22 protein-coding genes are annotated in these 17545 nt (G+C 44.1%); 11 read left to right on the top strand and 11 right to left on the bottom strand.

Features of this window, described 5'->3' with window-relative positions; all coding sequences use genetic code 11:
- The first annotated feature begins 8 nt into the window (after positions 1 to 8).
- Positions 9 to 1466, top strand: coding sequence for a TrkH family potassium uptake protein (locus tag K5620_RS00995; protein WP_425514906.1), 1458 nt, complete (start codon positions 9 to 11; stop codon positions 1464 to 1466).
- Here K5620_RS00995 and K5620_RS00990 read toward each other — a convergent pair.
- Together K5620_RS00990 and K5620_RS00985 are read right to left on the bottom strand one after the other, a co-directional pair.
- Positions 1463 to 1693: a hypothetical protein gene (locus K5620_RS00990; protein ID WP_016399907.1), complete on the bottom strand. Its 231-nt coding sequence runs from the start codon at positions 1691 to 1693 to the stop codon at positions 1463 to 1465. The genes K5620_RS00995 and K5620_RS00990 overlap by 4 nt on opposite strands.
- A 9-nt stretch (positions 1694 to 1702) precedes the next feature.
- Positions 1703 to 2092, bottom strand: coding sequence for a SirB2 family protein (locus K5620_RS00985; protein ID WP_016399908.1), 390 nt, complete (start codon positions 2090 to 2092; stop codon positions 1703 to 1705).
- Positions 2093 to 2372: 280 nt separating this feature from the next.
- Here K5620_RS00985 and K5620_RS00980 point away from each other — a divergent pair, with 280 nt between their 5' ends.
- From K5620_RS00980 to K5620_RS00970, 3 genes are all read left to right on the top strand, one after another.
- Positions 2373 to 2525: a hypothetical protein gene (locus tag K5620_RS00980; protein ID WP_016399909.1), complete on the top strand. Its 153-nt coding sequence runs from the start codon at positions 2373 to 2375 to the stop codon at positions 2523 to 2525.
- A 259-nt stretch (positions 2526 to 2784) separates the two neighbouring features.
- Positions 2785 to 3096, top strand: coding sequence for a DUF1820 family protein (locus tag K5620_RS00975; protein ID WP_016399910.1), 312 nt, complete (start codon positions 2785 to 2787; stop codon positions 3094 to 3096).
- The gene (locus tag K5620_RS00970; RefSeq protein WP_016399911.1) at positions 3093 to 3416 is read left to right on the top strand and encodes a hypothetical protein; all 324 of its coding nucleotides are present in this window, start codon (positions 3093 to 3095) and stop codon (positions 3414 to 3416) included. The genes K5620_RS00975 and K5620_RS00970 overlap by 4 nt, the downstream gene beginning before the upstream one ends.
- Before the next feature lie 285 nt (positions 3417 to 3701).
- Here the strand turns inward: K5620_RS00970 and K5620_RS00965 are convergent, their stop codons facing one another.
- Genes K5620_RS00965 through K5620_RS00955 form a run of 3 tightly spaced genes read right to left on the bottom strand, consistent with a single transcriptional unit; the run spans position 3702 to position 5947 of the window.
- Positions 3702 to 4028: a YdbL family probable chaperone protein gene (locus K5620_RS00965; RefSeq protein ID WP_040306593.1), complete on the bottom strand. Its 327-nt coding sequence runs from the start codon at positions 4026 to 4028 to the stop codon at positions 3702 to 3704.
- 6 nt (positions 4029 to 4034) lie between these two features.
- Positions 4035 to 4223, bottom strand: coding sequence for a YnbE family lipoprotein (locus K5620_RS00960; RefSeq protein WP_016399913.1), 189 nt, complete (start codon positions 4221 to 4223; stop codon positions 4035 to 4037).
- Positions 4193 to 5947: an intermembrane phospholipid transport protein YdbH family protein gene (locus K5620_RS00955; protein WP_040306595.1), complete on the bottom strand. Its 1755-nt coding sequence runs from the start codon at positions 5945 to 5947 to the stop codon at positions 4193 to 4195. Before K5620_RS00955 ends, K5620_RS00960 begins: the two co-directional genes overlap by 31 nt.
- 359 nt (positions 5948 to 6306) lie before the next feature.
- Between K5620_RS00955 and K5620_RS00950 the strand changes: the two genes are divergently transcribed.
- Positions 6307 to 6675, top strand: coding sequence for a DUF2500 family protein (locus K5620_RS00950; protein ID WP_040306597.1), 369 nt, complete (start codon positions 6307 to 6309; stop codon positions 6673 to 6675).
- On the opposite strand, the gene K5620_RS00945 is transcribed toward K5620_RS00950, so the two are convergent.
- Entirely contained in the window at positions 6622 to 7542 is a 921-nt protein-coding gene (locus K5620_RS00945; RefSeq protein WP_016399916.1) for a DMT family transporter, read from the bottom strand. The two genes, K5620_RS00950 and K5620_RS00945, sit on opposite strands and share 54 nt — an antisense overlap.
- Before the next feature lie 135 nt (positions 7543 to 7677).
- Here K5620_RS00945 and K5620_RS00940 point away from each other — a divergent pair, with 135 nt between their 5' ends.
- The 5 genes from K5620_RS00940 (at position 7678) to K5620_RS00920 (ending at position 12947) form a co-directional block, all read left to right on the top strand.
- Positions 7678 to 8133, top strand: a complete 456-nt coding sequence (locus K5620_RS00940; protein WP_016399917.1) for a DUF2214 family protein — start codon at positions 7678 to 7680, stop codon at positions 8131 to 8133.
- A 169-nt stretch (positions 8134 to 8302) separates the two neighbouring features.
- Positions 8303 to 9307, top strand: a complete 1005-nt coding sequence (locus K5620_RS00935) for an alpha/beta fold hydrolase (protein ID WP_016399918.1) — start codon at positions 8303 to 8305, stop codon at positions 9305 to 9307.
- 40 nt (positions 9308 to 9347) lie between these two features.
- Positions 9348 to 10142: a Cof-type HAD-IIB family hydrolase gene (locus K5620_RS00930; protein WP_016399919.1), complete on the top strand. Its 795-nt coding sequence runs from the start codon at positions 9348 to 9350 to the stop codon at positions 10140 to 10142.
- Positions 10143 to 10163: 21 nt separating this feature from the next.
- Entirely contained in the window at positions 10164 to 11690 is a 1527-nt protein-coding gene (locus tag K5620_RS00925; protein ID WP_221077438.1) for a copper resistance protein NlpE N-terminal domain-containing protein, read from the top strand.
- Positions 11691 to 11759: 69 nt separating this feature from the next.
- Positions 11760 to 12947, top strand: a complete 1188-nt coding sequence (locus K5620_RS00920; protein WP_040306599.1) for a BaiN/RdsA family NAD(P)/FAD-dependent oxidoreductase — start codon at positions 11760 to 11762, stop codon at positions 12945 to 12947.
- 49 nt (positions 12948 to 12996) lie between these two features.
- On the opposite strand, the gene K5620_RS00915 is transcribed toward K5620_RS00920, so the two are convergent.
- Positions 12997 to 14028, bottom strand: coding sequence for a DUF1214 domain-containing protein (locus K5620_RS00915; protein ID WP_016399922.1), 1032 nt, complete (start codon positions 14026 to 14028; stop codon positions 12997 to 12999).
- 429 nt (positions 14029 to 14457) lie between these two features.
- Here K5620_RS00915 and K5620_RS00910 point away from each other — a divergent pair, with 429 nt between their 5' ends.
- The gene (locus tag K5620_RS00910; protein WP_016399923.1) at positions 14458 to 14754 is read left to right on the top strand and encodes a hypothetical protein; all 297 of its coding nucleotides are present in this window, start codon (positions 14458 to 14460) and stop codon (positions 14752 to 14754) included.
- Between the two features lie 84 nt (positions 14755 to 14838).
- Here the strand turns inward: K5620_RS00910 and K5620_RS00905 are convergent, their stop codons facing one another.
- From K5620_RS00905 to K5620_RS00890, 4 genes are all read right to left on the bottom strand, one after another.
- On the bottom strand, positions 14839 to 15282 hold the full coding sequence (locus K5620_RS00905; RefSeq protein WP_016399924.1) for a hypothetical protein: 444 nt from the start codon (positions 15280 to 15282) through the stop codon (positions 14839 to 14841).
- Complete coding sequence (locus K5620_RS00900) at positions 15275 to 16153, bottom strand: N-acetylmuramidase domain-containing protein (RefSeq protein WP_016399925.1); 879 nt, start codon at positions 16151 to 16153, stop codon at positions 15275 to 15277. The genes K5620_RS00905 and K5620_RS00900 overlap by 8 nt, the downstream gene beginning before the upstream one ends.
- A gap of 84 nt (positions 16154 to 16237) precedes the next feature.
- The gene (locus K5620_RS00895) at positions 16238 to 16624 is read right to left on the bottom strand and encodes a hypothetical protein (RefSeq protein ID WP_215426312.1); all 387 of its coding nucleotides are present in this window, start codon (positions 16622 to 16624) and stop codon (positions 16238 to 16240) included.
- Between the two features lie 10 nt (positions 16625 to 16634).
- Positions 16635 to 17537: a peptidoglycan recognition protein family protein gene (locus tag K5620_RS00890; protein WP_016399927.1), complete on the bottom strand. Its 903-nt coding sequence runs from the start codon at positions 17535 to 17537 to the stop codon at positions 16635 to 16637.
- Positions 17538 to 17545: the final 8 nt, after the last annotated feature.

Genomic DNA, 17545 nt, shown 5'->3' with positions numbered 1-17545 from the left:
TTTTTCACATGATGATTGCCCCCGATCTCAGGCCCATCATGTTTGTGACGGGTTTGGTATTGTCCAAGCTCAGCCTACTAATGCTAGCGCCCTTAGCCATAGGAATGGCTTACGACGAAACGGATTACGTCGAATTTTTCTATACCATCGTCATCACTCAATCTGTGGCTTTTGCCCTCATTCGCTGGGGGAAACGGCCCAATTTTAAACTCTCGGTGCGTGGCATGTTTTTGCTTACCACCACAGTTTGGTTAATCGCCTGCATATTTGGTGCACTGCCTCTTTATCGAATAGACCACATTAGCTTTACCGATGCCTTTTTCGAAACCATGTCTGGGCTTACCACCACTGGCTCCACAGTGCTGGCGGGCTTGGATGAGATGCCCAAAAGTGCGTTGCTGTGGCGCTCTATGCTGCAATGGCTCGGTGGAATAGGCTTTATTGTTTTAAGTGTAGCGATATTGCCATTTTTGAATGTTGGCGGAATGCGTTTATTCCAAACCGAATCATCTGATTGGTCTGATAAAAACACCCCAAAAACCAAAAATGTCGCCAGCAACATGCTCAAAGTGTATTTGTTGCTATCCATTCTTTGTGCCGGTGCTTATCACCTAACTGGCATGGACTGGTTTGAAGCGATTAATCATTCAATGACCACCATTTCAACTGGCGGTTACTCCACCTCCGATGAATCAATGGCGCATTTTAGCAATGCCAGCCACTGGGTAGGCAGCGTATTTATGTTACTAGGCGGCCTTCCCTTCTTGCTCTTGGTGCAATCGATTCGCCATAAAGATCCTCGCTACATCTGGAAAGACGCTCAAGTTAGGGGATTTGTGAGCTTAATTTTGGTGGTGGGTGGCATGATGAGTATTTGGCTATGGATGCACGGTACCTTTTCACTATTGGATGCGCTGCGCATCAGCATCTTTAATATCATTTCAATTGTTACCACCACCGGTTACGGACTCACCGACTTTAGCCATTGGGGTAACTTCACCACCGTGTTATTTATCTTTTTAATGCTGGTTGGCGCTTGCTCAGGCTCTACGTCTGGGGGAATAAAAATATTTCGTTTTCAACTGGCTAGCGGATTATTTTCGCGCCAACTAAAACAGCTAGTTCACCCTAATGGCATTTATCCACACCGCTACAATGGCCGTTTAGTCAGCGAGCAACACATTCGCTCCTTGGTGGCTTTTATTTTTGCCTTCTTCTTTACTCTTATCTTGTTAGCCAGCGGTTTAGCCTTGCTGGGTTTAGATCCAATAACGGCATTGTCAGGCGCAATGACTGCTTTAGCTAACGTTGGCCCAGGTTTGGGTAGAGTAATTGGCCCCGACCATAACTTCGACTTACTGCCAGACTCAGCCAAGTGGCTGCTGTCTTTAGGAATGTTATTAGGGCGATTAGAAGTGCTAACAGTACTGGTGTTGTTTCTGCCAGCCTATTGGCGTTACCGTTAATTTTGGCGGCGATTTCGCGCCAAATAGGGGTTTAACCACCACCATAAGCCAAGGTAAACCAAGTACAAACCTACAATTATGGTTTTATGTTGGTTGGTGCCTGTATCCACAATCTCAAAATCTACGTTCATAATGTGGCAATACAACCAAGCAATCACAATCGAGCTGTAGATAATCGAGAAGCGCCACAAAGTAAGTAACAATGAACGCAAAGCACCAAGCAGCATAAGCAATACCTAAGCAAATAAGCCCAACGGAGAGCGACTAAAAGCCACTACGAGTATTTGGGCAAATACAGCAATAGCGGCTAAACCGGCCAATATTCTCACTAGCTGATTTGGCGCGCGCTTAAGAGCAAACATCCCCAACACAATGTACACCACCAAAAGCACCACTTTAGCGGTCAGCCAATCTTGTGCGATGGGGTATTGCTGCAGCATCACGCAAAGCAAAATAGCCGCAACCAGCAAGCCAGTATCAATAATATGCGGTAGCACTTTTAACCAAGTACGCTTGAGTAATGACGAACCAAATAAGGCAAGAATCCAGCGAAAAATAAAGCCTAATATGCTTAGCATTGCCAAGGTCATATGTAGGTGTTTTACCATTGGATAGTATTCGAGCATTGCTTGTCCTTTCTGTATTCGCAAATTTTAGTCCGACCAGTGTATTAACTTGCATTTAATACCACAAACCTTTTTCTTAAGTAACAAACTCACAACATCTGCTAGGTAGCTGATTAACAAAAGAATAACTGGACAACAGTCACACCATAGCAGCAATACTGTTGTTTTATTCATCAATCCATCGCTAATAACGTGATCTAGCTCTCTTGGGGGATCTGCTAAACTGTGGGAGAGTGTCGCCACTATCTTATCTTTTTATTAACAAATGCCGGAGCTGGCCATGTCAGAAGCACCCAATATGCTACCTGCCATCGACATATTAATGTGTCATACAGGAGCCTCGTTTTTAGATGCATGCCAAGAATTAGGCGTAGACCCTAACGAAATGGCAGAATTTGGTTCCGCAGACCCAATAGACTCACAAGAAAATTAAGTAAAAGGCAGCGTTAGCTGCCTTTTTCATTTATAACACCGCCTAATTCCCCGCCTAAAAATTCAGCAATGACTAAATAAAATTATACTTAAAAGGCTTTTACAACATAGTGTTAGCTTAATTTGCAAATAAATGTAAATAGCTCACTTCTTCACTAGCTTTGCTTTCGTTTTTACAGGTACAATCGTTTGGATTTCTGCCTATTTGTAGGTATTTTTAACCAATACTTCGCTTTAAAAATGGATTAAACGGGTATCTCATGTCACAGCTGTATCGAGTGAATTTCATCTGTAACGGCAAAACCTACGAGCTGTATGCTAAACACGTAAATCAAGCCAGTTTATTTGGTTTTATTGAAGTAGGTGACTTTGTATTTGATGCCCGCGCCCAGTTGGTCGTTGACCCCAGCGAAGAAAAGTTAAAAACAGAGTTCTCTGGAGTAAATCGCACCATGGTACCTATGCATAACATCTTACGAATTGATGAAGTGGACAAACTAGGTAAATCTAAAATCCATGAAGCCAGCAACATAACGCCCTTTCCTTCTGCCATTTACACGCCTAAACCATGAACCAACAAAGCCCTATAGATTGGTTTAAACTAAAAGCGCAGTTTGGTAACGAACAGTTGCTTAAAGTGTGGTTAACAGATGTTGTTAATGGCAGCGAACAAGAAGCTCAACAGATTAGACAGGCCATTGAAGAGGGCAAAGTAAATAGCGGCTTATTACAACAGCTTCAAGGCATAGCCGCCTTGGTTTGTAGCCCGGCGCTTAGTACCTGGGTTAAGCAGCTGAAGCAGAGTGAACAGCCCCAGGCAGATCTTGAAAAGTGCTTAACTTGCTACCTTGAGGTAGTAGCTGAAATCACTCACTACCTCAAGCAACACTAGGGTCTGTTGATCTTTGCTGATGGTTTTTGCAGCAATTTATTAGCCATTTAGGCAAGGCAGTGAGTGTGCAGTTAAGTGGGCTTAATAATCCACCCGCTAACGTTGAATAAATGGCTAAGAAATGCTGCCCGAAGGGTTCGGATAAGCGAACTTTACTCTTTGTTAAGCACTTCTTGCTTAGCCCACTATGCTTCTAAGTGCTCGCCGCGATTAAAGCCCGCTTATCTCGAACAAAATTTCAACACCAAAGATCAACAGACCCTAACTACGCTGTAAATGTCGTAGTTAAGGTTTCTTCACCCAATCGCCCGAAGGAGATTGAATATAAGCGCCACTATCACTGCGCTCAATCGCTTTTTTGCCCGCCAGTGCGGCCACTTGTTGCTCGGTTAAACCGTTCTCTTTAGCAATTTGCTTGTATTTGGTTAAACGCTTTTGGTTAATACCATCGACTAAGGCCTTTACTTCAGCATTGTGGCTAACAATGCCTAACAAACCATTGGTTTGCTCACCCACCCAGCCATTATTCTTTGCTTCACCTAAATCCAAGGCCGCCACAGAAAAGCTAAGGCTTAACAGTAAGGCTAGTATCCAGCTATTCCTTTTCATCATGCTCTCCTAAAACAGTCCGCTTTCATCACTAAATAAATCATCAAGTTGCTTATCAACGCGCACTCGAATTTCATGATCAATTTTTACATTTAGATTAACCGTAATCGGCTTATCTACCGCTACCTCTACCTTAGGTGTACAGGCCGCTAGGCCTAACACTAAAACTAGGGGGAAGAAGAAGTATCGTCTATCCATTGCTGCAGTTGTCCTGACAGTTGTTCGCCAATACGCAAACTACGTAGTAGCTGATAAATGTTTTCTTGGTGACGATAATTCAATGTCACCAACCGTGGGCTAACCTGCTGATTGCGCCCAATAAGTTTTACCTGCATGTCGAGTTGCCCATCTTCGGCAAAATCGACTTCAGCTGCAAGTGTTTCATAATCAAAGTCTTCTAATAAGCTTAACGCAAAATCGAGCGATGGGTGTTGTGCTTTAATCGCCACCAGCGATTGGTGAGTAAGTGCAATATGCCCTCTTGGCTCCTCAACAGCCAGCCTCCCTTCAGCAATCGCGATGCCTTGCTCAGCAAAATGTACTGGTAGATTGCCCGATACCGACCCTTGCATGGTTAAGCCTAGTTCGGGATAAAGCTTCACTAACTCAGCGAGTTGCACCTTTTCCAACTCAAGATTGGCGACATTAGGTAATGCTAGCGCTAGCTGAGCTACCCTCGCTTCGCCGCCCAACACCTTAAAGCCAATATTTCGCATCATTATGCTCTGCCACTGCGCCAATGGAGCAAATTCTGTTTGCTGCCAATTAAGAGCTAACTGCGATAAAGGTATGCCAATATCCCATTGCGCTAAGGTGAATACTCCAGAATGCTGCCAGCCCAACTGAGGCTGAAATTTGAATTCGCTAGTTAACTCTCCACCGTCAAAGCGGAGTTCTCCCCATAGGGCATTAATATTCTGAGCTTTAAGCTCCCCATTAAGCTGCTTATTCTTCCAAGTAAACTGCAGTTCAGCCGCTGCTGACAATAGATTGGCTAGTTTAGGTAAGGAGTAAAAATGCTGCTGAAGCGCAATTAAGTCTTCACTGTTTAAGCGGCCATTAATCACCAACTCAGGCTGCAGTTGCCAACGTCCTTCCCCTATAAGCTGCCACTCTGAAACGTTCAGCTGCCATTTATGCTGTTCAAACTGCCAATCGGCTGCCGGTAGTGCTATTTCATCAATGCTAAAACCAGAGTGGGAAGCGGCTAACTGCCAGTTTTCCCAGCCAGACAACTGCGCATCGAGTGTAGCTGCTAAGCTTGGCAGTTTTAGATTGGCGTTAACCAGTAGATCATTCGCAAAGTTCGCCGCAATAGAAAACTGTAGCTTGGCCAAGCGCTCATCAGCTAACCAAACTTGATCAAAGTGCTGAGCTAAAGTGTTCAGCAGTAGCGGCGCTAGCTGCCCGCTTAGCTGCATGGTCTGTGCTTGCGCAGCAACGCTTAGCTCAATTTGACTGCCTTGTGTTTCGCTTAAGCTCAACTGCCATTGCTGATCTTGCTGGCTTAGCTTTAGCTTTCCTTCAACAAGAATTTGCTTACTGTGCTTTATAGTTAGCTGCTCAACTTCGATGCGGCTGCCATTAAACGCCACAGGAATACTGAGAAGCTGGGTAAATAGTTGTTTAACCGGTGCTTGCCATTGGGCAGGTTCAAAGGTGGCGCTTCCCTGCTTGCCTGAGCTCAGCAAACAACTCACATCAAGCTCTAGATGTTTAACCCTTAATAACAGGGGAAAGCTGCTTACCTTAAGCCCTTCAATGTTTAGCTGCGGGCAAGCTCCCCAAGCGCCCTCACCTAATGCGGCTTCCATTTTAGGGTTTGCGTAACAGGCAGCAGTAAACAACACGCTAAGCACCATGCTTAGTTGTAAAAATGTAGAGAAGCCCAAGAATAGGGGCTTGTGGTAACAACCACCCAAGCTAGATTCCTTTATTGCTATATCTCTAGCAGGAATACTAAGCGCTTTTGAGTGGAATAACGAGAAAACAAACAACACAATAAGCATTTGGGCTTGACGAATTGGGACTATCCGACAAAAACTTAGTAAAACCAGCAGCTAAGGCTGCAAAACAGAAAACAACTATGGTTATACCACTCACCCTAAGTAAGTGATCAGCAATAAGGCAGGAAGAATACTCGAGAACAAGGCAGGATTTTTCGATAAGTAGTTATTCTACAATCAAAAATTCTAACGTAGTTATCGAGCATTTTAAGCAGGTAGGATGAACAGTTACTTAGTACGATTGGTATTACACAGCAAAGCAGGAGGAAGCGCTAATGCCTTGGTGGTGGTTTTTAGTCATGCTCATCATCGTGGGCATGGTGGTATATCAATTATGGCGTAATGTTCAGCAGCGTCGCTGGGACTCAGCCCAACCGCTACACAGCCTTTGGGTAACTGTATCAAAACGCGATGAGATCCCCATTACTCGTCCCGGTAAAGAAAATGAAGACAGGCATAAGCGTTATCGTTATTTTGTGGAATTTACCCCAGTGGAAGGCGGTGAGTCGCGCCGCTTTCAAATAAAACGTAAACAGTTTCAAGATCTTACTCAAGACTTAACCGGTGAGCTCACCATTCAAGGAAGCCGACTAGTGAGTTTTGAAGCTGGCGAACCGCCCGCGGATAGCAGCGAAGGGCAGTAGCGCTACCAGTAAGCCAGCGGCGATTAGCAATGCCCCTAAAGCATGATAAGCCGCTAGTTGCTCACCCAAAAAAGTCACGCTCAACACGGCGCCAAATAAGGGCATTAAGTGAATGTATTGGCCAGCGATATTGGCTCCCACGCTTTTAACGCCATAATTCCAAGCTAAATAAGCCAGCAGAGATGGAAAAACCGCTACATAAGCCAATGCTGCAATAGCATCATTAGTTACCTCAAACGCAGCCTCAGGTAAATTTAGCCAATAGAATGGACTCAGCACTAAGGACCCAACAACCAGCGTGCAACCTAGAAAAGCTGCTCCACCTAGCTCGGCAGGTTTATAGCGTAAGCCAATGGAATAAAGCGCCCAAACTAAAGAGGATAAAACAATCCAACCATCGCCTTGGTTGATGCTAAAAGTCGCCAACTGCTGCCACTGCCCTTTCACCAACAAAGCCAATACACCAACAAAAGACAAGACAATGCCCGCCATTTGCCGCAGGGTAATCCGTTGTTTGAGCCACACCCAACTCACCAGTAAAATAAATATCGGAATCATCGAGTTAATAATCAGTGCGTTAGTGGCGGTGGTATTTTGTAAACCGATATAAACACAGGAGTTAAACCCCGCCACACCCAAGCAGGCCAAAACCGAAATACGTAGCCAATTTTGGCTAATCACTTCTCGCTGACGCCACATACTGCGATAAAGCAAGGGCATGGCAATCAGCATGGCTAAAGTCCAGCGCCAATAAGACAAAGACATCGCTGGCACTTGTTCTGAAATATAACGCCCAGTAACAAAATTTCCGGCCCAGAATAGTGGCGGTAGAACCAGCAAGCCATAAGCCAGTAGCTTTCCTTTCATAAAACCTTCCTTCTCCACTCTAGACGTCAGCGACTTAGGGCTGTTAGGGTATAGCATCGGGTTGGGATTTGCAGTACTATCCGCCATCGCGCGGTAGCGCTTTCTAAAACATTACTATTTCATGGATAACGATCAATGAGTCTAATAGAGGCGATTAATGCAGGACTGCATGTGACAGCAATTATTTTGCTGGCAGGTGCGCTGTACTCTGAAGCCTTTTTGTTCCGCCGTGGAATGACCCAAGATGATGTAAAAAAGTTGCTGTTGGCCGACGCCACCCACGCTTTTTCTACGGTATTGATTTTTATCACCGGCGCTTTACGGCTGTTTTTGTTTCACAGCACTAGCCATACTTACCTCGACAACCCTTTCTTCGCCTTAAAAATGCTGTTGTTTTTTGTTGTAGTGCTGTTGTCTCTTTATCCTTCAGCCACCTTTTATCGATGGCGCAAAGCCTTAAAACAAGGCAAACCCTCGATGATTAGCTATCGCCAACACTCCTCGGTTATTTGGTTAATTCGCCTTGAGCTAGGTGTATTGTTACTAATCCCAATGCTAGTTACGCTAGCACGTGCCGGTTTTGGCAGCTAAGAGTTACCTTGCGAAAACACCGCTGCCCTGCTTAAGCTAGCTTGTATTTGAACCAACTGGCCACCACCAAAACACCACTAATGAGCAACAGCCCCTAGATATTTCTGTTCTTATACATACGCTTGTTGTATAGATAAATGCTGATATTTAACCAGCAGGGGTTAGCACTATGAGTACATCCAATTATCAACTCAGCCAAGAGCATGAGCTGGCCACGGTGTACCCAGAAAAAATTCAACCTTACTGGGCTAAACATGCCAGCGAAGCCAGCTTTGTTGGCGCGCAAGGCTTAAGCATAAAGTATCTAAAACTAACGGCCGCCGAACCCAACAACAAGGTAATTGTGGTTTCGCCAGGGCGAACCGAAGCCTATTTAAAATACGATGAACTAGCTTACGACTTCGCCCAACAAGGCTACGATGTGTTTATCATCGACCATCGCGGCCAAGGCTTATCTGACCGTGAAAGCGCCCGCTGGCAACCCGGTGATGTAGCCAGTTTTCAATACTACGTTGATGATTTAGCCACGCTTATTGAACAGCAAGATTTGCTAGCTAATTACCAACAGCGGTTTATATTGGCGCATTCGATGGGCGGCGCTATCGCCGCTCATTACTTACAACAGTTTCCCAATACCTTTACTGCTGCCGCTCTATCTGCACCAATGTTTGGTATTAATCTAGGCATGCTACCTAAGCCAATTGCCACCAGCTTAGCAGCGATTATGAGCAAACTTGAACGGCAATTTAAACTCGGCCCCTACTATGCGGTTGGCCAATCAGATTACAAACACTGCAGCTTTAATAATAACCACTTAACCCACAGTGAACAGCGCTTTAAGCAGATGCAAGCCGTGTACTTGGCCCATCCCAAAATTCAGCTAGGCGGACCAACCAATCGCTGGTTAGATCAAAGCTTTACCGCTATGCAACAAATCATCGAACGTGCCAACACAATCAGCGTTCCACTACTATTATTACAAGCAGAACAAGATGAAATTGTAACCGCTGTAGGCCAGCGCGCTTTTTTTCAAGCACTAGGGCCTACAAGCGCGGCATCGGCACAATTCAAGATTATTGCTGGCGCAAAACACGAAATACTGTTCGAAAGCGACTCGATGCGAAACCCTGCTTTAAGCAGTATTCTCAACTTCTTCGAACAGCACGCTAATTAAGGGCTAGGTCGCTTTTGCGGGCTAGCTAAGGAGCATCACTATGTATCAGCTTATAGCCACCGATCTCGATGGCACATTGCTCAACGGCGAGCACCAAATCTCAGAATACACACTGCAAACCATTACCCGTTTGTACCAACAAAACGTTAAATTTTTAATCGCCACGGGTCGCCATTACATAGATGTGCGCCCCATTGCCGATCAATTCGATTTTCCAATGTATTTAATCACTTCTAACGGTGCCAGAGTTCACAATAAGCAAGGTGAAGTGCTATTTAGGGCCGACTTAAATTCACAAGAAATCGACCGCATTTTGGATATTTCTTCTCGATACACACTACATCGAAATATTTACCATGAAGATAACTGGTATGTAGAAGAAGAAAACGAATATGTCCGCTCGTTTAATCAACATTCAGGCTTTGATTATCAGTTAACCGACTTCTCCACCTTAGAACACCAACATATTTGCAAATTATTTTTTGTGGCCGAACACGAGATATTGCTCAAGCTAGAAAAAGACTTCATCGAAGCCTTTGGCGATAGCCTAAATATCACCTTTTCACTACCCGATTGCTTAGAAGTAATGGCGCAAAAAGCCAATAAAGGCGAGGCGCTAAAAGCGGTACTGGCACAGAAATCGATAGCGCCAGAGCACTGTATTGCCTTTGGTGACGGCCTTAATGATAAAGAAATGCTTAGTCTAGTAGGAAAAGGTGTGATCATGGCCAACGCGCATGACCGTTTGAAGTTGACTTTACCTCATTTAGAACAAACACTTAGCAACAAAGAAAATGGAGTTGCTGAATATTTAATCGGCACTTTTAAGTTGTAGTTGTCATCTTAAGGAAAGGTAATGAGGCTTGTTAAAACACTTAGCTTAGCAATTTTTAGTTGTATCACATTGTTAGGGTGCTCCCAAACGCCTCCGCCGGAACCGCCAAAAAAAGTAGAGCCCGTTAAGGTACCAGTAAAACTTAACCCGCTTACTCCGCTAAAAGGGAACCTCACCCTTAGCGCACCAGGCGCTATCTTCACTCCTTGTCAGGGAGATAAACAATACTGGGTTGAGCTGTCTTCAACAGATAAACAAGTACTTGGCCGTTTTGCAAACAACGCAAGCATCTACGTAGAGCTGATGGGCCGTTTTGCCAACGTAGGCAAGCAAGCGCCTCAAGCCGATTACTTGGCCAAGATCACCCCTGATGAATGGCAATACTTGGCTTCTGAAGGCCCAGGCTGCAAGCTTGATATTGCCGAGCTTAGTGCTTGGGGTAATGAGCCAGGTTGGCGAATAGATATTGAAGACAACAAATTGTTACTCAGCACACTGTCGGGCGCAGCCAATAAAACCATTACACGCAGTGGCATTGATAAGGGCCTGCACTACTGGCAAGCCGGCAGCGAACTCTACCTCAGCGTATCTAAACATCAGTGTTTAGATACCATGGCGGACAGCGTTTATTCCTATAGTGCCGAGTTAACCTATAAAGGCAAAATCTACCAAGGTTGTGCACGACGCCCATTCCAACAGAATGTGGAGCAACTTGCTGGCTACTACAAAGTTAAGCTTCCCACTGCATCTGGCTCTGGTCGCGTAGTAGATTTAAGCCTAAACGCCGACTTTAGTGCCGAACTGCAAAACACCTACCTTGAAGAAGAAAAAACCTTTAGCGAGAAAGGCTACTGGTACCCGCTTAATGATTCCAGCTTGGCCTTAACCTTAAGCCAAAGTAACCACCAGCAAGTGAAAAGCGACATGATATTTGACTGGGACGGGCGACTACTGCGTTTACGTAATCCAGAATCACAACAGCAAGGCAGTGCTGGGCTAAACATGATGAAAATGGATGGCCCCGCAGTAGCTTTAGGCACCAGCAAAAAAGTCTACCACCAACGTACCTTTGAACCTGCCACCTTAATGGCCAGCAGCGACTACGACCCTGAAGTTGAAGCAGCCTTAAAACAATACTTTAAGTTGCACCGCACCGAACTAAACGGCACCAAATACCAATGGTGGAAGTTTGATCTAAATGGCGATGGTAAAGACGAAATCATTACTTTTGTAGACTGGTGCGGCAGCGGCGGATGTAGTTTATTGATATTTGAAGCCAAAGATAACAATCACCGTTTCTTAAGCAAAACCACACTGGTACACAGCCCCTTCTTTTTGGCTACGTCTAGCAATGCTCGCTGGCAAGATTTACTACTAGAAGTATCTGGCGGCGGAGCCACTCCAGGTCTGCGTTTACTGCGCTTCGACGGCCTAAGTTATCCACTTAACCCAAGCATGCAACCAGAAGCACCACAGCCAGCTCCAGTAAGCGGGATTACCTTCCATGCAGAAGCCTTTAGCAAAGGGGCCGGACGAGCGTTAAACTAAGCTCACATCATTTGCTAGCTCAATACCTAGGCTAGCGGTACAATGCCCCTGATTTTTCAGGGGCAAGCTATGACACAGCAATTCGACGTTATCATTATTGGCGCAGGCGCCGCAGGCTTAATGTGTGCGGCTACCGCCGGCTATCGCGGGCGCTCGGTTTTGGTGATTGATAACGCCAAAAAAGCAGGTCGAAAAATCCTTATTAGTGGCGGTGGTCGTTGTAACTTTACTAATCAGAGTGTTAGCCCAGACAACTTCTTATGTGGTAACCCCCACTTTGTTAAATCCGCTCTGGCACGCTACCCCTCAAGCAATTTTATAGAGTTGGTCGAGCGCCACGGCATCGAATACCACGAACGCGACCATGGTCAATTGTTCTGTAACGACAGTGCTAAAGACATCGTTGACATGCTGCTCACCGAATGCGATTGGGCGGGCGTTACCATTAGCCTACGTAGTGAAATCAAGTACGTAAAACAGCTCGATGAACAACAGTTTGAAGTGCACGCTGGCGGTCAATGCTACCAAGCCAATTCCTTGGTAATCGCCACCGGCGGGCTATCTATGCCTAAACTGGGTGCCACTCCATTTGGCTACAAATTGGCAGAACAGTTTGGCCTTAAGGTACTACCCACTAGAGCCGGTTTAGTGCCATTTACTTGGCATAGCGATCAAAAAGAGCACTTTGAAGCCCTCTCGGGCATCGCGGTGCCAAGCTGCATTACTGCCGCTAACGGCAAACAATTTAGCGAAGCGCTATTATTTACCCACCGCGGCTTATCAGGCCCCGCTATATTGCAAATATCTAACTACTGGCAACCCGGTGAAGCGGTAAGCATCAACCTATTACCCAAGCAAGATGCCGCCTCCTTGATCGAACAGGTATTATCGCAACATCCCAAACAAAGCCTAAAAAACACCTTAAGCCAATGGCTGCCCAAACGCCTTGTTGAAGCCTTATTTGATGAAAACACGCTAGCCAAAGCGCTTAATCAGCTAGGCCATGGCGAACGCGACAGTATTGCAGCCAAGCTAAACAACTGGCAAATAACCATGAATGGCACCGAAGGCTACCGCACCGCCGAAGTCACCCTTGGCGGCGTAGACACTAACGAACTCAGCTCCAAAACCATGCAAGCCAATAATGTAAAAGGCCTCTACTTTATTGGCGAAGTAATGGATGTAACCGGTTGGCTGGGGGGCTTTAATTTTCAATGGGCATGGGCCAGTGGCGTAGCCTGCGGCCTAGATTGTTAAATATCGGGAGTACAAGCTCTGCCAACAATTAGCAGAGCTTGAAATAGGCTTAATTTGCTTTAAGTGCTGCAATAATAGGATCTTCAGCAGCTTCCATTACTTTTGGATTCACACCGTAGTGACGAGTAGTGAAAGTAAAGTTAGCCCCTTTTGTATCAATGTTATTCTTTGCGCTCTCACCGCAGTTAAACGATACCGTAATGCTACCATCCTGATTTTCCACCCAAGTATGGGAGTTAACATTACTCACCCCTTCCATTAAGTACTTATCGCTATCATAGGCGGTAATAGACGTAAAAAATTTGTTCTGTGGATTTTCAAACGTCGAGCTGTAACAAGTATCCGCCTGCAATTGAGGGCTGTTCGAGTATTTATTACCAACGTAAGCTTCTGGACTAGCACCACCCCAGCCTGCCGCATTTTCTAGGTTCCACTGGTGCTGGTCAGTCACTAAATCGCTCGTTCTAGGGAAGGTGTAAGTAAAGCGATCCATTTGATTTACTTCTTGAGTATATTTGCTCACCCAAGCTTCAACTTCAGCGTAATCATATGGCTGGACCTGATAATCAGTGGCAAAATTAAAATCTGCGGTGTTTACTTTTTCTAGTGCTTGACGAGAAGCATCAATTCCATTCTCGGTTCCTGAACGATAAAGAATAAACGCGTATTCTGATTCTACCGGCAGCTGATAGTGGCCATCTTCAACAACATAGTGCTGGCCGTGTCCGCGCTCAGTTACCACCTGAACAGCCATGTAATTGTATGTTTGGGGAATAGAGAAGGTAACCTCGCCATTCACCGCTTTTACAATCGCTACACCGTAAAGCGTATCATCATTCATTTGCACTGTTGGAGCAGCCTTACCGCGTGGAGGAAGACCCTGCATAATAAAAAACTCGTGAGTTGCCCCCTTGCTTCCCCAGTTACGGAAGTTACGAGCCGTCTCTGCATGAGTAAAGTTCTCTTTCGTAACAGTCAATTTGCTCACTTCGGCAGTTTCTGTCGATGCTGAATCAGCTGAAGAACATGCTGATAAACCTATAACCACAGCAGCAAGGGCACTTATCTTAAATGTATTCATAGAAATTCCTCTAAGCATTAATTTGTTCATTGCACGTTCGCCCCAATTATTAACTAATTAATCATTTTCGTGTAAGAGTTTATTAAACAAGTTAAAAACCACCGAACAAAGGTGTCAAACCACCCATATAATAAAGACATATATTTGCTAGAACCGAAATAACAAAACTAGGTGAAGTAATACAGGTGCCTTAAACCTATCGCCTCAAGTAGCATCGTCACCACCTTGGAGAGCAGTAAGCGGCTCCCTCTTCTATTCACTCAATGTATGAGCACCAGCGACACAAAATTGACAAATTGCGACTGTAATAGCTTTAGAAGATAAGCCCAGGTTCCACACTATAAACGGATCTCTTAAGAACATGGTTTAACAAGTTGAATTTAAGAATGCATACTTTTAGCTTTAGAGCTTATGAGGAGTAGCCAGAACATGGACAAAGAAAACTACCTAGCATTTTGCAAAACAGAGCTGCGTAGCGTGTTTTTGAGCACCAAAGCGGGTAAACCAGATAACAAACTAAAGTACCGAGTTGAGGGCCTGTTTCACGCAGCAAAGTTACTAGGTTTACTCAGCACTGACCAAGCAAACGCCATCATAGAATCAGAACACCAAGCTGTATTTGGCGAAAGCATAGGTGAAAGGCTCAAGCGTAAAACTCAGCTCAAGCAACTAAGAGAAAGCGACCCCGATGCCTACTTTAATATTCCAACGATAGAGCGCCTTTAAATGCTGTTTAGCTTAAACACACGAATGATATAATATTAGAACAACACTTTAATTGATTAATGCTGCCCTAAAGTTACTCCAACTTTAACTCGAGCTATTATCAAGGCTTGGGAGGAGACTCAAGCTTTCCCCACCGCACTCAAAATACTGCTTCTTATCGTTTTTTATTAAGGTAACACTCAACTCGTCGGTAATCTCACCTAGCTCTTCACTATGATAATCGCTAACGGTAATGCTCGTGCCCTGAACTTGGAACGCTACGCTATGCTCATCCACCATAGAACGATGATAACTAGTCTTTAAAAATTGAATAGGTTGTTGGCTTAAATCAATTTGTTCATCACCAACAATAAACTGCTCAAGATAATAGCCTTTATAATCTTCACATAACTTTACCGCTAATGGCGTTGGCTCTTTCGTATAACAAACAAATACTTCTTTTTCACACGCAGTCTCTGCGCTACACGACACACTTAAAAGTGAGGCTCCAAGAAATGCAATGATGTTTAATGCTCGTAGTTTACGCATACTTTTTATAAGCCTTTTCTAACTTTATATCGTACTTATTTACCTGATATTGAGAGCCATTGTAACCTTTGGCAAAAGCAGCCCAATCTTTAGACTGAATATGTTTTGTAAGGTGTGACTTATCCACAAATGAAACAAACGCATTAAGTTGCTTGCGCTCGGATCCAAACATCGCTGAAACCAATCGTTCTGCAGTTGGGAATCCTGCGAGTTTGTAATTGAATCCCATAATCTGAAAACGCCCCCACGAGGCAGATTGAATAGCAGCATTAGAATTTAAGGTAATGGCTTTTTCTAAGCGTTTGTATTCAGCAATCCCACCAACATACAAACTACGGTTCCATTTTCTACTTGAAATATCTGGGTGGCTAGAATCAAAGACGCGCTTCGTTAGTTTAGAAAAGATGTGAGCCTCAAACAATATCTTAGGTCGACCGTTGCTGAAGAACGCGTCACCTGAACTTTCTACCTCGGCAACCGCTTTAATCGCAGCGACTTCACAGCCAAGTTGTTTAGCTACAGCCTCAAAATCAGACTCTAGAAGTGGATCGCTATTCCCAATCGGAGGCAACTTATAACTTTCGACAACGTTAGCCGTTAGCTTCTCATTGAACTTTCGATGGCTGCGTCCATTTGTATCAATTTTCCCATCAGGGCGAACCATACCCACAACTTTATTTTGAAAAGCTTTAATCGCCGCTACGGTTTTAGAATTTTCTGGTTTTGAGCCCAATTTGCCGTCCTCCACCAACTTATTAGTTGATGGAATGAGCCCCAGTAGTTGATTTAACGCCGCTTGCACTGCTTTTATGTCATTAGGTTTATTTACACCACCTAAACCTACTGACTGGGTGATTTGTAACTTAGCCATTGTTGTTCCTTGTGCAAAGCTATTCCAAAAAAATTCTACGTTAAAACCGTGACTTTAAAGCATATAAAACATCGCATGAGCAAATTAGTTTTTAATACGATTACAACAACCACTATAGGCGTTCTCACCCATGGCAAACGTAACATCATACTCATAAGCAAAATCAGACATATCATCTGAACATTGCTCTGTTTTACTAAGTGAAATTGTAATTTTTCCTTCTTTAGAATCAGCACCCTGTATAATCCAACGATTAGTGTGATTGATCGAAGCTAGCTTTTCCTTTAGTTCAAACATGGTGATATTGTCATCAATGTCACTATATTGAATCACTCCACCTTCTACATCTAAACCCCAAAAAGGCTCAGTACCTAAGCATTGCAATTGGGTCGCACTCGACGATGCTACTCCCATGAAGCTTAGGACCACAATTCCTAGACAAGTGCTTAGAACAGATACGACTTTTCTCATACTATAAACCTTAAATTAGTTGACCAGCTGAACGACCAAAAAGCTTTTCTTTAGTTTTCTTCCCTGCAATTCCATCATTCTTTAGCTTGTTGCTTAACTGAAATGCTTTAACTTGTTTTTCTGTACCAAGACCGAATTTACCGTCCGCCAACAGTTTGTAGCCTTTTACGGTTAGTTGTTTTTGTAGTAACTTCACCGCATTACCTTTACAGCCTTTTTTCAGAGTCCCCATTGCTTCTAGAGTTTTAGGTCCTACTATTCCATCAGCTTTTAAACCTACTGATTTCTGGTACGCTTCTACGCTTTGCTGAGTAGCTTGACCAAAAACACCATCTTTTTTTGTTGGAAAGCCAGCATCATTTAAGAAGGTTTGTAGCTCTTGAACTTTTTGTCCTTTCGCAAATAACTCCAGAATACCATTGAAGATAAATTGGCTACTTAAGTAACTTGAGATGGTTCCCGAAGTCTTAGTTATTTTGCCATTCTCATCTAGGCTCAATACTTTTTTGTAATCAAATACAGGGCATGTTTTAGCTGACACTTCACAGTGTCCTCGGAACACTATTTTCTTTTCTCCATAGCTACTCTCTATTTGTGAGCATAAAGATTTTAGAGAAGAAAATTGAGCTTCGGTAAACTTTGCAACATCTAAACCATGCAAACAAATAGCAATACTTCCAGTGTTATGACCTTTCTGAGCAGCAGGTACTTTTTCTATACTGCGTCCTTCATGAATATCTCCATTCTTACTAATAAAGAAATGATATCCAATTTCACTAAAGCCACGTTTTACGTGCCAAGATTGCATCGTTTTTACGTTATCATGAGCAGCGTTATCTGAAGCGCTACAATGCAAAAATACTGAATGAACGCTTCTACTTGGCCTCTTAAAAGAAAAGCTTCCTGCCGACATATAGATCT

This window comes from Agarivorans albus (genome assembly GCF_019670105.1).
In the GTDB taxonomy this organism is placed as follows: domain Bacteria; phylum Pseudomonadota; class Gammaproteobacteria; order Enterobacterales; family Celerinatantimonadaceae; genus Agarivorans; species Agarivorans albus.
The sequence above is the reverse complement of the archived record's forward strand: the minus strand, read 5'-3'. Positions and strand labels throughout refer to the sequence as shown.

Bases quoted from the DNA above. Each gene is read 5' to 3' on its own strand.
- K5620_RS00945 (WP_016399916.1), bottom strand. From the start codon at position 7,542: ATGAAAGGAAAGCTACTGGCTTATGGCTTGCTGGTTCTACCGCCACTA.
- K5620_RS00905 (WP_016399924.1), bottom strand. From the start codon at position 15,282: ATGCGTAAACTACGAGCATTAAACATCATTGCATTTCTTGGAGCCTCA.
- K5620_RS00940 (WP_016399917.1), top strand. From the start codon at position 7,678: ATGAGTCTAATAGAGGCGATTAATGCAGGACTGCATGTGACAGCAATT.
- K5620_RS00990 (WP_016399907.1), bottom strand. From the start codon at position 1,693: ATGCTGCTTGGTGCTTTGCGTTCATTGTTACTTACTTTGTGGCGCTTC.
- K5620_RS00890 (WP_016399927.1), bottom strand. From the start codon at position 17,537: ATGTCGGCAGGAAGCTTTTCTTTTAAGAGGCCAAGTAGAAGCGTTCAT.
- K5620_RS00920 (WP_040306599.1), top strand. From the start codon at position 11,760: ATGACACAGCAATTCGACGTTATCATTATTGGCGCAGGCGCCGCAGGC.
- K5620_RS00995 (WP_425514906.1), top strand. From the start codon at position 9: ATGATGATTGCCCCCGATCTCAGGCCCATCATGTTTGTGACGGGTTTG.
- K5620_RS00970 (WP_016399911.1), top strand. From the start codon at position 3,093: ATGAACCAACAAAGCCCTATAGATTGGTTTAAACTAAAAGCGCAGTTT.
- K5620_RS00915 (WP_016399922.1), bottom strand. From the start codon at position 14,028: ATGAATACATTTAAGATAAGTGCCCTTGCTGCTGTGGTTATAGGTTTA.
- K5620_RS00930 (WP_016399919.1), top strand. From the start codon at position 9,348: ATGTATCAGCTTATAGCCACCGATCTCGATGGCACATTGCTCAACGGC.
- K5620_RS00935 (WP_016399918.1), top strand. From the start codon at position 8,303: ATGAGTACATCCAATTATCAACTCAGCCAAGAGCATGAGCTGGCCACG.
- K5620_RS00960 (WP_016399913.1), bottom strand. From the start codon at position 4,223: ATGGATAGACGATACTTCTTCTTCCCCCTAGTTTTAGTGTTAGGCCTA.
- K5620_RS00910 (WP_016399923.1), top strand. From the start codon at position 14,458: ATGGACAAAGAAAACTACCTAGCATTTTGCAAAACAGAGCTGCGTAGC.
- K5620_RS00900 (WP_016399925.1), bottom strand. From the start codon at position 16,153: ATGGCTAAGTTACAAATCACCCAGTCAGTAGGTTTAGGTGGTGTAAAT.
- K5620_RS00965 (WP_040306593.1), bottom strand. From the start codon at position 4,028: ATGATGAAAAGGAATAGCTGGATACTAGCCTTACTGTTAAGCCTTAGC.
- K5620_RS00895 (WP_215426312.1), bottom strand. From the start codon at position 16,624: ATGAGAAAAGTCGTATCTGTTCTAAGCACTTGTCTAGGAATTGTGGTC.
- K5620_RS00985 (WP_016399908.1), bottom strand. From the start codon at position 2,092: ATGCTCGAATACTATCCAATGGTAAAACACCTACATATGACCTTGGCA.
- K5620_RS00980 (WP_016399909.1), top strand. From the start codon at position 2,373: ATGTCAGAAGCACCCAATATGCTACCTGCCATCGACATATTAATGTGT.
- K5620_RS00925 (WP_221077438.1), top strand. From the start codon at position 10,164: ATGAGGCTTGTTAAAACACTTAGCTTAGCAATTTTTAGTTGTATCACA.
- K5620_RS00975 (WP_016399910.1), top strand. From the start codon at position 2,785: ATGTCACAGCTGTATCGAGTGAATTTCATCTGTAACGGCAAAACCTAC.
- K5620_RS00950 (WP_040306597.1), top strand. From the start codon at position 6,307: ATGCCTTGGTGGTGGTTTTTAGTCATGCTCATCATCGTGGGCATGGTG.